The following is a 15608-nucleotide window of genomic DNA, read 5'->3' as shown; positions in this document are numbered from 1 at the left end:
CGCCCTCCCCGTCGCGCACGAGATCTCCGAGGGCGTCGGGCCGGCATCACGGCTCGATGCCGACTCGACGTCGAGGTGGCTGTCACCAGGGCTGTCGCCAGGTAAGGCGATGGCGGCGCGTGCTCGTACCGCGTCTCGCCCGTCCGGCTTCCGCATCGGAGGCTCAGCTGTGGGTGAGGGTGCGGTCCAGGAGGGGGAGCAGGCGGTCCCAGTGAAGCTGCAGCGCGGCGGGGTCGAAGGCGTCGGTGTCGGACATGGTGAAGCCGTGGACGGTGCCGGGATAGATCTCGGAGGTGTACTGAACACCCGCGGCGTCCAGAGCCTGGTTGAGCTCGGCCAGGGACTCGGGCGCCATGTCGGTTTCCGCGTGGCCGAGGTGGACCTGGGCCGTGAGCGGGGAGAGAAGGCGTCGCAGGCTGTCGGGCCCGTCCGCGCCCACGGGGCCGTGGAATCCGGCGACGGCGGCCACCTGGTCGGGGTGGGCGGCGGCAGTACGCAGCGCCAGGAGTCCGCCTATGCAGTAGCCGGTCACCGCGAACGGTCCGGCCGCCACCTCGGGCTGGGCGGTGAGGAAGCTGAGACAGGCGTCGGCGTCGCTCAGGATGCGCTCGGCGGTGTGCTCCTCGATCAGGGGCATCAGCTGGGCGATGATCGCGGGGCGGACCTCTTCTCCGATGTGCTCAGGGAGTTCGATCACCGGTGTCGGGCCGTGTCGGTAGAAGAAGTTGGGGACGAGCACGTAGTACCCGTGGTCGGCCAGTTCGCGGGCCATCTCCCGTAGCACGGGGCGGATACCGAAGGCGTCCGCGTACATCAGCACCCCCGGATGCCGCCCGTCACCGTCGGGGAAGGCGGCGAACGCGTCGGCCCGGCCGTCCATGGTGGGAATCTGCACTGTCTTGTCGGGCAAGGTCGTCCTTCCGTGGAGTCCGCCCCGTCAGCGTTAGTCTCACTAACGTTTCCGAGGCGCGAGTGAAAGTACATCGTTAGTGGGACTAACGCAACGGATAGGGTTGGGACCGTGAACGGAGCTCAAGCCGCGGACATGTCCGACGACGGCGCGCGCAAGACGCCCGACAGGCTGCGTCGGCGGGCGAGCCGATTGTTGTCGCAGCTCACCATGCGGTCGGACCGACTGATCAACGAGGGGCTGGCCAGGGCCGACGGCCGCAAATGGCACTACGCCGTGCTCGCCTCGCTGCAGGAGTACGGGCCGGGCAGCCAGGCGGAGTTGAGCAGGCGCTCCGGCATCTACCGCAGCGACATGGTCGGCGTCCTCAAGGAACTGGCCGAGCGTGACCTCGTCGAGCGGGTGCCGGATCCCGACGATCGGCGCCGCAACGTCATCACGATCTCCGCCCGGGGCCGCCGCCGACTACGCCACCTCGACAAGATCCTGGACGACCTCCACGACGAACTGCTCGCTCCGCTGAGTACGGCCGAACGCGACCAGTTCCTCCAGTTGCTCACTCGCTTGCTGGACCACCACACCCGGGCCTCCTGAGCCGCGCACCCGGGTTGATCGCGGTGCTTCACGGTGCCGCTGCGCGGGCGACTTCGCCGGGCGCCGGACGCCGGTCCTCCAGCACATGGACCGGTAGCCCGTCGCTGAAGACGTGAATGTCGGCGCCGACGCATCCGTAGGCGAAACCGTTCTCGGCGCAGACGCTCTGCCGCTCCGACATGGATGTCCACGCCTCCAAGGCGGTCGACCCCTGGACGAAGCCCCCGGCCACTCGCCGGGTGACGAGGAGGCAAGCAGGCCGGCGAACGCGGCACAGTGCTGCCCGGCTCGGTGGAAGCCGATTCCGGGCGGTCAGCCGACCGCCGCGGGGCGTGGGGGGGGCGGGGGCGTGGCGGATCAGGGCGGTGCCGTATGCGGCCAGCCACACCACCCACATCAGCCAGCCGAAGAGGCCGAGCAGCCCGAGCGGACCGGTGTGGTCGATGACCAGCGGGGCGAGGGTCGCCGAGGTGAACAGCAGCGTGGCCGACAGGAGTCCCCATGTGCGGTGCCACGGTCGGATGAGTCCGGCCCGTCGACCGCCGATGGACAGGCCGACGAGGGCGAGTGCCAGGAAGGTGCCGTTGAGAGTGAACAGCGCGTCGTGCAGTGCCCACAGCCCCAGTGTCGCGCTGGTGTCCTGCGAGGTCGTCGACGCGATGGCGAGGCGGATCGCGATGACCCCGGCGAAGGCGGCGTTCTGCAGGACGACGCCGGCGAACCCGACCAGTGACCACGCCTCGCCGCGCGCGCCTTCCGATTGCCGCAGCGCGGCGACCGCGCCCGCGCCGAACAGCGTGGCCAGCGCCCAGGCGGCGGGAGTGAGGGCGGTCCCCACGCCCACCAGGTCGCCTTCCGTGCCGAAGAACGCGGTGACTTCGGCGATGTCGGCGCCGGTGCGGGGGAGGCCGGCAGGGGCCACGACCACATTGCCCATGACGATCAGGAAGGCGAACCCGAAGGCGGCGACACCGGCGAGACGCGGGAAGCTCATGGCGGTCCACCAGGATTTTTGACGTATCATCTATTCATTATAAGGCCCGTAAAGCGAAGGAGTGCAGGGCGCATGAGCACGGAGCCGGGACGACGCCGCTACGACTCGCTGCGCCGTACGGCGCAGGCGCAGGAGACCCGCGCGGACGTCGCCCGCGCCGCCCGTCGGCTGTTCGTCTCCCAGGGATGGGCGGTGACGACCGTGCGGGAGGTGGCGCGCGAGGCGGGGGTCTCCGCACCCACCGTCTACGCCGCGTACGGGAACAAGGCGGAACTGACCCGGGCACTGGCCGACGCGGCCGATCTGTCGGCCGATGTGTCGCAACTGGTCGCGGAGCTGGAGGAACCCGGTGCGGACCCCGCCGCGCAACTGGCGGCGATGGCCGCATACGACCGGCGGCTCTTCGAGCGGGCAGGCGACATCATCACGCTGATCCGCGAGGCGGGCCGCACCGAGCCGGAGTTGGCCGCGCTCTACCGCGACGGCCGTGCCCGCGCCGACGAGACCCGGGTGCAGGTGTTCTCGTCCTGGCCCGCCGATGTCCTCCGGCACGGCCTGGATGTGACCTCGGCCGCGGACATCTACGCGGCTGTGTGCAACATCGACGTCTACGCCGTACTCACCGCGGAGCGCGGTTGGTCGCCCGACCAGGTCGAGCAGTGGTGGAGCGGAGCACTGGCCAGGGAGCTGCTGGGCTGACGCTCCGGAGTCGGCGACAGACGGCCCCGGCAACCGACCCGCTTCGCCGATCCGGCGCCGGGTACTCGCTGATCCGTCCCCGGGGACCCCGTACCCGACGACGAGAGAGGTCGAGGAGCAGATGGACGAGGTGACGCAGAGCGCGGAGACGGTCTGCGGGACGGTGGTCCGCGAGAGCGGGCGGGACGGTGCGCCTTTCGTCCACGTCCGGTCCGAAGGACGGGATGTCGGCGAGACCCGCCCCGCGGAGCTGGGCTCCGCAGCTGCCCAGCGGGACGGCGAGACCAGGACGACCGTGTGGGTCGCGCTGGGCGCCAATCTGCTCATCGCGGTTGCCAAACTGGTCGGCGGCTTCGTCGCGGCATCACCGGCGCTGCTGTCGGAAGCCGCGCACTCGGTGGCCGACAGTCTCAACGAGGTCTTTCTGCTCGCGTCCCTCCGGCGCAGCCGCAAGCCCGCCGACAACGCGCATCCGTTCGGCTACGGCAAGGAGCGGTTCTTCTGGTCGTTGCTCGCCGCAGTCGGCATCTTCGTCACCGGTGGCTGCTTCTCCTTCTTCCAGGCATTCGAGGCGTTCAGTGCCAGCGGCGAGGAGACGTTCACCGGGTACCTCATGGGCCTTGTCGTGCTCTTCGTGGCGCTGCTCGCCGAGGGCACCTCGCTCGCCCGGGCGCTGCTCCAGGCGCGGGGCCGGGCCAAGGAGGAGACCCGGTCGATGACCGCCGAGGTACGGCACAGCGGCGACCCGGCGCTGCGGACGGTCCTGGCGGAGGACGGCGCGGCATGCCTGGGCGTACTGCTGGCCATAGCCGGTATGGCACTGCACATGGCGACCGGCCAGGGTTGGTACGAGGGGGTGGCGTCGCTGCTGATCGGCGTACTGCTCGTCCATATCGCCTTCGCCCTGGGCCGCAGCGCGAAGGACCAGCTCATCGGCGAGGCGGCCGATCCGGAGCTCCAACGGGAGATCATCGATCTGCTGGACGAGCAGCCGGAGATCGACGCCGTCATCGAGGTGCTCACGATGCGGATGAGCCCCGACTCGGTGCTGCTGGCCGCACGGGTCGACCTCGTGCCCGGCGTGGACAGCGAGCACGTCGAGGACGCCCTGGTCCGCGTCAAGCAGAACCTCGCCGCACAGTGCGCCGACGTCGACCACATCTTCCTGGACGTGACCGACGCCACCCGCGGTGACCGCCGCCGGGCCCGGCACGTCCGCGAGGAGATCGAACGCGCCGCCGAGGCGGCCGAGAACGGCCGCGACACCGATGGCTGACGCGCCGCCGAGGGAGCCGGACCGGCCGGTGCGGGGATGTGCGCAGCGCATGGCGCGTCGATACGCGTCCGCTCCCACGCAGGGTCCAGCCCGCCTGCGGGCGGAGCGTCCCCGGTAGGTTGAGCACTGACCGTTGGGCACTGACCGGCGTCACCCGGGCAACCGGGCTCACCCGGTGCAGAAGGCCGGTGGAAGAGCCGGTGCGGGCAAGAAGGAGGCTGCTGGATGCCGGGGGCGCGGATGGACGTGCACGACGCCCGACTCGTCTACGGATGCATGGGCCTCGGCGGCGGGTGGGACACCGAACCGTACACAGCGGATGACATCGCCCAGGCCGAAGCCGCCGTGGACGCCGCGCGACAAGCCGGTATCACCGTCTTCGACCTCGCCGACATCTACCAGCACGGCAAGTCCGAGGCCGTCTTCGGTGAAGTCCTGGCCAGGGACCCCCAACTACGCGGCCAGATCGTGCTCCAGACCAAGTGCGGCATCCGCCTCCCCGCCGAGCACCAGGTCGGCCGCTACGACCTGCGGGGTGCCACCATCGCGCGCAGAGTGGAAGAGAGCCTGCACCGGCTGCGCACCGACGTCATCGACGTCCTCCTCCTGCACCGGCCCGACCCCCTCACCCCTCCCGCGGAGATAGCAGCGGCCCTCACCGACCTTCACGGCCAGGGGCTGGTGCGGCAGTTCGGCGTCTCCAACATGAGCGGCGCCCAGATCGCCCACCTGCAGGCCCATCTCGACCTCCCGCTGGTCGTGAATCAGTTGGAGATGAGCCTCGACCACCGGGACTGGATCGAGTCCGAGGTTCTGGTGAACACCTCCGCCCTCGCCCATATCGGCTTCCCGCACGGAACCCTCCAGTTCTGCTCCGCCCACGGCATTCAGCTGCAGGCCTGGGGAGCGCTCGCCCGCGGACGCTTCACCGGCCCCGATTCCGGCCAGGCCGGTCAACTCGTCGCCGAACTGGCCCGGTCCAAGGACACCACTGCGGAAACGATCGTGCTGTGGTGGCTCCAGCGGCACCCGGCGGCCATCGCACCGGTGGTCGGCACGACACGGCCCGACCGTATCCACGCCTGCCGGGACGCGGTCCTGCGGGAGCCGGACCTCACGCACCAGGAGTGGTACGAGCTGTGGGTCGCCGCACGCGGCGCCCCTCTCCCGTAGGCCCGCTCCACCTTGTCCTCTCGCGGGACGGGGCCGAAGGCGAGCGCTGCTGGACACTGCCGGTGGGCTCAGTCCGTCGGCTCGCCTGCCGTCTCGTCGCGTACGTAGTCCCCGGCGTCCTCCTTGCCGCCGCGGGGTGCGGTTTCTTCCTCCTCCTCCTCTGTCGGCGCTGCGTCCTCCGAGAGCTCCTCCGCCTCGGGAGGGGGCGGAAGGTCGGGTGTCCGTGGTCGCTCGTCGCGTTCACTCATGTCCCACGTGTACCCGCTGCGCGCAGTGCACTGCACCGCACCCAGCTCCGTTTCGGCGACAGAATCTGGCGCCGACCGGGGGAGCGGCGAGAGGGTCAGCCCCGGCTTTCGTGCCTGGCGCCCCCGTCCCGCTGATCGGGTTCCCCGTCCGGGTCCCGGCGGAGCTCCCGCCACGCTCGGTGCGCCCGTCGCCCTGTGGCCATCTTGAGAGGGATGAGGCAGGCCCACAGCCACATCGCGACGGCGGGGGAGAGGAAGGCCACCGGTACCGCCGCGGCGAACACGACGACGAGAGGGGCGGCGTCCATGACAGAAGCGCGTCGGACCGCTGTTCTCCCCGGCTGCCGCCGCACCTCCTCCCGGCTCCACACCACGTGCCAGAGCAGCATGAGCACCGCCTCCGTAGCAGCCACATTGGCCGAGTAGAGGGCGACTGCCGTGGAGTGTTCGCTGTAGTCCGACAGCAGCGAGGTGGGGAACGGCAGCAGGGCCACCAGCGCGAGACCGAGCAGGGTGAGATGGATCTCCGTCGAGCCGACCCGGCGAACGGTGCTGAAGATGTTCTGGTGCTCACGCCAGAACGCCGCGATGATCACGAAGCTGAGGAAGTAGCTCCAAAGCTGTGTCGTGGTCTCCCGCAGTGCCTCACCGTACTGCCGGGCGTCCAGGTCCTCCGGCACCGTGATGTCGAGGACCAGCAGAGTCAGCGCAATAGCGAAGACGCCGTCCGAGAGTGTCAGCAGCCGCTGAGCTGCGTCTCCGGGGCCGGCCACCTGGTTCACCCGCAGCACCCTACGGAGCGCGACCGCCTGCGACCCGGCACCACACGGGCGGGGTGAGGAACAGACACCCTGTGCGACGACCAGGCGGTCTGTTCGGACGAGCGTCGCCGTCAGCACCGACCTGAGAAACCCCGCGTCGGGGCATGCACCGGCCGGGCCGCCCCCGCGCGCGGGGACGGCCCGGCCCGGACGGCGGGCGATCGTTCTCTCAAACGTCGTCCTCCGTCGGTGTGAGCAGTGTCGAGAGGGCGGTCGTCGGTTGGTCGGTGACAGTGGCCAGCAGCCGCGTGAATTCCTGGGCCCAGCGCGCGATCGTCGCGGCGTCGAAGAGATCTGTGGAGTACTCGAAGGTGACGGTGATATCTCCGCCCCGGGGTTCGAGGACGACGTACAGCTCGTTGCGGGCGACTCCGACGGTGGGCAGGCCCCGGACGGCGGTGGTGACTCCTCTCAGGTCGAGGGCCGGTGGCGGGGTGGTGACCACGGTGAACAGAACGGTGGGGTAGAGCCTGTCCGCCTCCTCGGGAGCCAGCAGGCGGACGACCTCGTTCAGCGTCAGGGCCTGGTGATCGAGGGCGTTGAAGAGAGCCGGTCCGAGACCGGTGACGAGGTCGGCGAAGTCGGTGGCTTCGGAAAGGCGTGCGCGCAGCAGAACGGCGTCTCCCAGCAGGCCCACCGCCTCCTCGTGCTCCTGGCGGCCGGCGCGGTTGGCGCTGGAGGCGGCGAGCACCACATCGGTGGAGTGCCCGCACAGCCGGGCGGCCCAGGCGGCGAACGCGGCGGCGAGGACCACGTACGGCGTGGTGCCGAGACGGGCGGCGGTCCGGGCGACACGGGCAGGTACCGCGCCGTCGATGACCTGCTGGTGCAGGGCTCCCGCACCGGAGAGGGTGTCCGGTCGCGGGTGGTCGTAAGGCAGGTTCAGGCGCAGCGGTACGCCGTCGAGTTCGGCCTGCCAGAACGCCTCCAGGCGTCCTCGCCGTTCACCGTCGTCGAGCTGCTCCCTCTCCCAGCGCGCATAGTCGGTGAACTGAGCAGCGGGCAGGGGGAGCCGCTGAGCGGCCCCGTCGTTGTAGAGCGTCTGCAGTTCCCGCCACAGGACGCCCATCGACCAGCCGTCACAGATCGCGTGGTGCAGGACGGCGACCAGGACCCATCGGTCGTCGGCCGATCTGCCGAGCCGGAAGCGGAACAGCGGCGCCCGGTCCATCGCGAACGGGTGTCTCGCCTGGTCCTGGCACCATCGGTCGATCTCCTGCTCGCCGAGCCGGGTGAGGTCGCTGACGGGGAGTTCCACCGGTACCTCGGCCAGGACCTCGACCGCGAGCTCACCGCCGTGCCGCACGGCCCTGCTGCGCAGCGCGTCGTGCCGTCGTACGAGTCCTTCGAGCGCCTGAGCCAGCGCGTGCGGGTCCAGCTCACCTCGCAGATCGACCCGATGGGTGACGTTGTAGACGCTGGGATCGGCACGCTCGTGGTGGCGGCGCCACAGCCTGCGCAGGGTGGCGGGCATGGGCACCGTCTCCACCGGCCGCAGCGGTCCGGGGTCGATGCGGTGGGCGACGGCGCGGATGGTCGGTGCGCGGAAGAAGTCCGCCATGGACAACTCGACACCGTGTTCCGTGGCCATTCGGTTCAACAACCGTACGGCGCTCAGGGAGTGGCCACCGAGCTCGAAGAACGAGCGGTCGAGGGCCACACGGCGGGCGCCGAGTTCGGCGCACCACAGTTCGTGGAGTGCCTTCTCCAGGGGACTGCCCGGTTCCTGGTGTGCGTCGTCCGGCTTGTCCGCCGTGTCTGACGTGTCTGACGTGTCTGCCGTGTCCCGGGGGTCGGGCAGCCGGTCGCGGTCCAGTTTCCCGGCGGCGTTCACCGGCAGCCTCTCCACCCGCACCCAGCGCCGGGGCACCAGGTGGTCGGGGAGCTCGGCGGCCAGGGCGGCCCGCAGCTCCTGCACGGCGTCCGGCTGATCCGGCCGATCCAGCCGATCCGGCTGACCCCGGCGGTCCGGTCGGTGAGCCGGCCGGTCCGGGCCGGCGAGTGCGACATAGGCGACGAGTTCGCTCTCGCCGTGGCTGTCGCGGCGGGCCAGCACCGCGGCCTCACGTACGCCGGGCTGCCGCGTCAGAGCCTGCTGGACCTCGGCGGGCTCGACGCGATGGCCCCTGATCTTGACCTGGTCGTCGATGCGGCCGAGATGTTCCAGCGTCCCGTCTCCCCGCCAGCGGGCCAGGTCTCCGGTGCGGTAGCACATCTCCTCGCCGGAGCCGACCGGCTCGAAGGCAGCGGCTGTCTCCTCGGGGCGGCCGTGATAGCCGTACGACACCGCCGTACCCCCCACATACAGCTCACCGACGGCACCCACCGGGACCTCCCTGCCGTCCGCGTCGAGCAGCCGGATCCGCGCCCCGGGGATCGGTGTGCCGATGGGCGGGCAGGCCCCGTGGGCGGGGTCGACCCGGTGCGAGGTGACGATGACGGAGGTCTCGGTCGGCCCGTACTGGTTGAAGAGGGCACACTCCGGATGGGCGGCGAGGAACCTGTGGAACGCGGGGGTGAGCCGCAGCGCCTCGCCCGCGGAGAACAGTTCGCGCAGGGCGGGCATGCGGGGGCCGGTCTCCATCAGGTACGTCAGCGGAGTGCAGGGCATGAAGATCCGCTGCACGCCGTGGCGTTGTACGGCGTCCGTCAGTGCCGCCGGATCGTGTCGCACCTCGTCGTCGATGAGCACGAGCGCTGCCCCGGACGCCAGCGTCGTGAAGATCTCCTGGACGCTGACGTCGAAGGCGGGCGAGGTCCACTGCAGGGTCCGCAGCGCCGGATGCTGCTCAAGGTGGCGGAGGATCAGGTTGACGGGACCTCGATGGGGCACGACGACGCCCTTGGGGCGGCCGGTGGAGCCCGAGGTGTAGACGCAGTACGCGGCATCCGTGGGGCGCACGGCGAGGACGTCCTCGTCCGGGCTCCGGTCCGGTGCCTCCTCCTGGCGGGCTGCCTGCTCCACGGTCCTCACAGGCCACAGCTGGAGGGCGGGATGCCGGGTGAGCAGTGCCTCGGTCGTCAGGACCAGCACGGGGCGGCCGTCGTCCAGGAGCTGTGTGACGCGGGCGGATGGCAGGGAGGCGTCGAGCGGTAGATAGGCCGCTCCGCTCTTGAGCACGCCCAGTAGCGCGGTGATCAGCTCGGGGCCGCGCGGCAGTACGACCGCGACGCGTTCGCCACGGACTGCCCCGTGCGGGCGCAGCCACCGGGCGAGGCGGTCGGCACGCTGGTCGAGCTCCCCGTAGGTGAGCTGCTGCCCCTGATCGGTCACCAGCGCGACGGCGTCGGGCCTCCGGCGTGCTTGCGCTTCGAACAGGCCGTGCAGGGTCTCCTCCACGGCGGGCGAGGGCTCCTGCTGCCGGCCGAGCCGCGCCAGTGTCGTGCGGTCGGCGTCGGTGAGCGCGGTGAGCGCCGAGAGCGGGGCGCCGGGGTCGGCGAGGGCCCGCCGCAGTACCTGCTCCACGTAGTCCACGAGCCGTCGCACGTCGCTCTGCCCGAACAGCTCCGTGTCGTACTCGACCATGAACCGCACGCCCTCGCGGTGGTGCGTCAGATAGATACCGAGGTCGAAGGGTGCGCGTGCGGAAGGCGTGTCGAGGAGAGTGGCGGTCAGCCGCGGCGGGTCGAACCCCACCTGGCTCTCGTTCTCGTACTCCACCATCACCTGGAAGAGCGGGTTGCGGCCGGGATCACGACGCGGATTGAGCGCGCCGACGAGTTCGTCGAAGGGGACGTCCCGGTGCTCGTACGCCGCCGTGCTGCGCTCGCGCACCCGGTGCAGCAACGCGGTGAAGTCCGGGTCGCCGGACAGGTCGAGACGCAGGGCCACGGTGTCGAGGAACATACCGATCTCGTCCCCGGCCTCCTCCGGCCTGGCGGCGACAGCCGTGCCCACCACGATGTCCCGCTGCCCGCTGAACCGGCCGAGCACGGCGCCGATCGCGCCGGTCAGCACCATGAATAGGGTGGCGCGCCGCTCGGCGGCGAACTCCCGCAGCCGGGACGTCAGCCGGGCGTCCAGCTCATGGGTGAGGCTGTCGCCCTCACCGGAGCGCACCGGCGGTCGGGGCCGGTCCGAAGGCAGCGTCAGTTCCGGTGCGTCCGCCAGCTCCCGCCGCCAGAAGGCGAGCGCCTCGGCCACCCGGGAGGGGTCGGCGGGGGCGGTCGGCCGGGCGACGAGAGGGCGCAGCGCGGGATCGCCGTCCGGTCCGCAGCGGTAGTGGGCGGCGATCTCGCGGGCGAACACCTCCGTGGAGGAGGAGTCGAAGACGATGTGGTGGGCCAGCAGGAACAACAGGTGCCGCTCGTCGGACAGGCGCAGCAGCCGGCACGAGAACAGGGGACCGGTACTCAGGTCGAAGATCCGGCGGCCCTCGGTCTCCAGAACGGAGCGCAGGGCCTGCTCCTCGGTCGCGCCGGTGTGGTCCTCCACCGGGCAGTCGATCGCGGCGTCCGTCCGCGTCTCCTGGTACGGGACCCCGTCGGCGGTGCCGAAGACGGTACGCAGCGCCGGCTGGCGGGCCACGAGCCGGCGCAGGGCCCACCTCAGCCTCGCTGTGTCCAGCGGGCCCTCCAGCCGGATCGCCTTGGGCTCGTGGTACATGCTGGTGCCGGGGTGCAGCTGTTCCATGAACCAGATCCGTCGCTGCGCGGGCGACAGGGCCCTTCTGGCGGGCGCCGGCGGAGCCGTGGGGGCCGTCCGGCATGTGCGGGCGCGGAGGCGGTCGATCGCGGGAAGGGCGGCGCGCACCTTGTCCGCCGGTACGCCGAAGTCCACGAAGCAGGCGATCTCGTTTGCACCGGCTTGTGTCAGCCGCCGTACCGTTCCGGCCGCCGACTCCTCGTCGCCGATCAGCGCGCGCGAGTCGCAGTAACGCTGGTAGGCCCGGCCGAGCAGGAAGTCCACGTCCTCCTCGGGAGTGTTGTCCAGGTCGACTTCGAAGCCGAGGCTGTTGGTGACCTGGTTGAAGAGGGAGAGCGATGAGCGCAGGTACGACATGAACGGCCGGTACGCCTCTGCGCGGGCGGTCTCGGCGTCCGCACCGAGGTAGGTGTGCACCAGCACCACCACCCGCCCCGCGTCGGGGTCGTGGCCGTGCTCGGCCCGGGTACGTCGGTAGAGCGCGATGTTCTCGCCCAGCTGCTCGACCGACTGCGCCATCAGATTGGTGACGATGCCGAGGCCCTCCGCCGCCGCCCGGCGATAGCTGTCCGGGTTTCCCACCACCGCGACGTACAGCGGCGGTTGGTCCTGGACGGGGCGGGGGTGCAGCTCGACGTCGACGGGTTCACCGTCGCCGCCGGTCATGGTCAGCGGCCTTCCCGACCAGAGCGTGCGTACGGTCTGCAACTGTTCGTACATCACCTCGCGGTGCCGTCCGAAGTTCTCCGGGGCGAGCGCGAAGTCCCCGGCGTGCCAGCCACTGGCGAAGCACAGGCCCGTTCGGCCGCCCGAGAGGTTGTCGACGACCGACCATTCCTCGGCAACGCGCACCGGATGGTGCAGCGGCAGAACCACGGAACCGGCGTGCAGACGGACCCTGCTGGTGCGCGCCGCCAGTGCGGCAGCGAGCACGGAGGGGTTGGGGAACGGCGCACCGAAGGAGTTGAAGTGCCGCTCAGGGAACCACAGGGCGTGCAGACCGTGGCTGTCCGCGAACTCGGCGGCCTCCATGATCAGCGCGTAGGTATCAGCCGTACCGGTCTCGGGGTAGTCACCGAAGAAGTACAGGCTGAAGTCGCATCCGGCCGAGGCTGACGGGACGGCATCGGACGACGGCCTTGGGGCAGCGGCCGCGGGTGGTGCCTGCGGTGCGGGAGCGGTTACGGGGGCCTGGGGCAGGGGAGCGGTGGCGGGCGCCTTCGGTGGGGAGACGGGCGCGGCGGTCGGGGAGGACGTACCCGAGACGATCTCCAGTTGGCGGGACATCAGGCCGGTGACCCGGTCGACCAGTTGCCCGGCGAGCCGCAGCTGCTGCGCCAGCACATCTTGGAGCCCGGTGTCGTCGCCGCGTACCGGTGTCTCCTCAGGTGTCTCCTCAGGTGTCTCCTCAGGTGTCTCCTCCGGTGTCTGCTCCGGTGCCCGTGCGGAGGCGGGTGCCGGACGCGGGGCCGTCTCGGGAGCGCCCCCCAGGGGCTGCCCCGGCGCGGCCACGTCTTCGCGGACCCCTTCCGCGGGCGCACCATGCGCGGTTCCTGCCTCCTGGGCCGGGCCGCCGCGCAGTCGTAGGACGAACTCGGCGAGCTTGCGCGGAGTGTCGGACTCGGTGAACAGCTCCCGGACCGGGACACGCACTCCGAACAGCCGCTGCAGCTCCGTGGTCATGCCCAGCAGGGCCAGTGAGTCGGCGCCCAGCGAGAAGAAGGACGTGTCCGGTGCGACATCCGCCCGGGTGGATCCCAGCTTCAGCGCTGTCAGTTCGCGAATGCTCTCAACGGCCTCGTCCAGTGCCGGGCTCCCGGCAGGCGGCGCCGCCACCGATTCCGCCACCGCCGGAACGGCCTCACCACGCCCCGCAGCCGCGCCGGGGGCCGGGAAACGGCGTCGGCGCAGGGGATGGCCGGGCAGTGGGACGCGTCCGCCGTCGCGGGCAACCGCCCGCCAGTCGATGTCGGCGCCCATGCTGTAGAGCTCGCCGAGCGAGGCCAGCACACCGTGCCACTGCTCCGTACCCGTGGCCGTACCGGCGCCCGCGCCCGTACCGGGGTCCGGATCGGTTCCCTGGCCGGGCAGCCAGCGGCTGTCGGGCAGGCAGTGTCTGCCCAGACCTGTGAGTACGCTGCCCGCGCCCATCTCCAGGAAGTCCGCAGCCCCCTGCCGGGACGCGGTCGCCACCGCGAGGTCGAAGCGGACCGGTTCGCGTGCTTGGCGTACCAGGTACTCGGCGTCGGCCCGCCAGCCGATCGGCCGCAGTACGCCGTCGAGCGCGCCGGCCAGCGGGACCCGCAGCGGCTGCAGCTCCAACTTATCGATGTACGAGCGGAGTTCGGGCAGGACGGGGTCGAGCGCGGCGGAGTGGAAGGCCCGGTCCACGGGCAGCGGCCGCCACCGGACGCCCTCCTGATCGAGCAGGTGTTCCATCTGCCGAAGGGATTCCGCCGCGCCGGAGACCACGTGGGCGCGCGGCCCGTTGACCGCTGCCAGTTCGACTCCTGCCGCCTGTGCCAGGCGCCGCACGGTCGCCGGATCGGCGTGTACTGCCAGCATCGTCCCGGGCGGGCATCCGCGCTGCATCAGACTGCCGCGCCACGCGGTGATCCGCAGCCCGTCCTCGACGGACAGCGCACCGGCCGCACAGAGCGCCGCGTACTCTCCTGCGCTGTGTCCGAGCAGCAGCGCGGGGCGGATCCCGAAGGCGCGCCACAGCTCGGTGAGAGCCATCTGGTGGGCGAAGAGGGCGGGCTGGGCGGTCTCCGTCGGCCAGGGCACATCGCTGTCCGCGGCACTGTCGTCGAGGAGCACGGGCAGCAGGGTGCCGCCGAACTCCTCGGCGTACACCTGCTCGCACAGGTCCAGGACGCGGCGGGCCTCGGGGTGCGCGGCGTAGATCTCGCGTGCCATGCCGGGGCGGGCACTGCCCTGCCCCGGGTATGCGAAAGCCGGCGGTCCCGGCAGAGGTGGAAGGGTGCCGGCCGCACGCTCCAGGGCCCGGGCCAACTCTTCCCCCGTGCGCCCCACCGCCGCCGTGCGGTGCCTGTGGTGGGGCCTGCCGAGGGCCAACGTGGCGGCCAGATCGGAGGGGGCGGGCCCGGGGTGTGCCCGGAGGTGCTCGCGCAGTTTGTCGAGGAGTTCGGCCAGGGCCTGCGGATCCCGCGCGGAGACGGGCACGACCACGGGGAGCGCGGGGGCTCGCGGGGTACTGCGCGGCGGCGCCTCCTCCAGTACGACGTGCGCGTTGGTCCCGCCGACGCCGAGCGCGCTGACCCCCGCCCTGCGCGGCACACCGGGCCGCCCGGCCCACGGCTTCCGTTCCGTGCCGAGCACGAACGGGCCGCCGTCCAGCCGGAGCCCCGGATTGGGGCGGCGCAGATGGAGCGTCGGTACGAGAGTGCGGTGCTTCAGCATCAGTACGGTCTTGATCAGCCCGGCCATGCCCGCACAGCTGTCGAGATGGCCGTTGGACGGCTTCACCGAGCCCAGGGTGCAGAACCCGGTGTGGTCCGTGCCCTCCCCGAACGCCCGCGACAGTGCCTCGAACTCCACCGGATCCCCGAGCTGGGTGCCGGTGCCGTGCGCCTCCACGTACGACACGGTGTCCGGCTCGACCGCCGCTTTGCGCAGTGCCTGCCGCACGACCTCGATCTGACCCGCCACCCCGGGGGCACTGAACCCGGCCTTGCCCGCCCCGTCGTTGTTGACGGCCGAACCGAGGACGACCGCGTGCACGGTGTCACCGTCGGCCAACGCCCGGTCGAGCCGCTTGAGCAGTACGGCGGCGACCCCGTTGCCGCCCACCGTGCCGTCGGCGTCCGCGTCGAAGGTACGGCAGCGCCCGGTCGGCGACAGGATGGAGCCCGGGTGACTGCGGTAGCCGGATTCCTGGGGGGTGTGCACGGCGGCCGCTCCGGCGAGCGCCAGGTCGGCGTCACCGCTGATCAGGGCCTGCGCCGCGAGATGGACGGCGACCAGGGAGGTGGAGCAGGCGGTCTGCACACCGATGGCGGGGCCGGTGAGGTCGAGCCGGTAGGCGACTCGGGTGGCGAGGAAGTCCGGTTCCCGCCCCATGGCCGTCAGCAGGCCGGTGGCCGGGTCGCCGTCCGGGGGCGGGGGCTCCGACGGCGACGAAGGTGGCGCGGTCCCGTTCCTCGGTGTCCTCGCCGACGCGGACCAGATCCCCGTCGAGGCTGTCCTTGCGCAGATGGTTCACGCTCCCCGCACCGCCGAGGTTGC

Annotated in this window: 8 protein-coding genes and 1 pseudogene; 4 read left to right on the top strand and 5 right to left on the bottom strand. The window is 71.4% G+C overall.

Features of this window, described 5'->3' with window-relative positions; all coding sequences use genetic code 11:
* Positions 1–163: 163 nt before the first annotated feature.
* On the bottom strand, positions 164–910 hold the full coding sequence (locus KBY19_RS18725) for a dienelactone hydrolase family protein (RefSeq protein ID WP_099886023.1): 747 nt from the start codon (positions 908–910) through the stop codon (positions 164–166).
* A 111-nt stretch (positions 911–1021) separates the two neighbouring features.
* Here KBY19_RS18725 and KBY19_RS18720 point away from each other — a divergent pair, with 111 nt between their 5' ends.
* The gene (locus KBY19_RS18720) at positions 1022–1504 is read left to right on the top strand and encodes a MarR family transcriptional regulator (protein ID WP_307843553.1); all 483 of its coding nucleotides are present in this window, start codon (positions 1022–1024) and stop codon (positions 1502–1504) included.
* Positions 1505–1532: 28 nt separating this feature from the next.
* Here KBY19_RS18720 and KBY19_RS18715 read toward each other — a convergent pair whose 3' ends face one another.
* Positions 1533–2528, bottom strand: coding sequence for a hypothetical protein (locus KBY19_RS18715; RefSeq protein ID WP_210966224.1), 996 nt, complete (start codon positions 2526–2528; stop codon positions 1533–1535).
* 42 nt (positions 2529–2570) lie between these two features.
* Here KBY19_RS18715 and KBY19_RS18710 point away from each other — a divergent pair, with 42 nt between their 5' ends.
* From KBY19_RS18710 to KBY19_RS18700, 3 genes are all read left to right on the top strand, one after another.
* Positions 2571–3197, top strand: a complete 627-nt coding sequence (locus KBY19_RS18710; RefSeq protein WP_210966223.1) for a TetR/AcrR family transcriptional regulator — start codon at positions 2571–2573, stop codon at positions 3195–3197.
* Positions 3198–3318: 121 nt separating this feature from the next.
* Positions 3319–4473: a cation diffusion facilitator family transporter gene (locus KBY19_RS18705; RefSeq protein WP_210966222.1), complete on the top strand. Its 1155-nt coding sequence runs from the start codon at positions 3319–3321 to the stop codon at positions 4471–4473.
* Between the two features lie 225 nt (positions 4474–4698).
* On the top strand, positions 4699–5646 hold the full coding sequence (locus tag KBY19_RS18700; protein WP_247691149.1) for an aldo/keto reductase family oxidoreductase: 948 nt from the start codon (positions 4699–4701) through the stop codon (positions 5644–5646).
* A 68-nt stretch (positions 5647–5714) separates the two neighbouring features.
* On the opposite strand, the gene KBY19_RS18695 is transcribed toward KBY19_RS18700, so the two are convergent.
* From KBY19_RS18695 to KBY19_RS18685, 3 genes and pseudogenes are all read right to left on the bottom strand, one after another.
* Positions 5715–5894, bottom strand: coding sequence for a hypothetical protein (locus KBY19_RS18695; protein WP_143674952.1), 180 nt, complete (start codon positions 5892–5894; stop codon positions 5715–5717).
* Between the two features lie 95 nt (positions 5895–5989).
* Positions 5990–6676 (bottom strand): TMEM175 family protein, encoded by a 687-nt coding sequence (locus tag KBY19_RS18690; protein WP_180289858.1) that lies wholly within the window; start codon positions 6674–6676, stop codon positions 5990–5992.
* A 208-nt stretch (positions 6677–6884) separates the two neighbouring features.
* Positions 6885–15473, bottom strand: a pseudogene (locus KBY19_RS18685) (MupA/Atu3671 family FMN-dependent luciferase-like monooxygenase); the annotation flags it as partial.
* Between the last annotated feature and the right edge of the window lie 135 nt (positions 15474–15608).

Origin of the sequence: Streptomyces sp. B15, from assembly GCF_018070605.1 — a bacterium.
GTDB lineage: Bacteria > Actinomycetota > Actinomycetes > Streptomycetales > Streptomycetaceae > Streptomyces > Streptomyces smyrnaeus.
The sequence above is the reverse complement of the archived record's forward strand: the minus strand, read 5'-3'. Positions and strand labels throughout refer to the sequence as shown.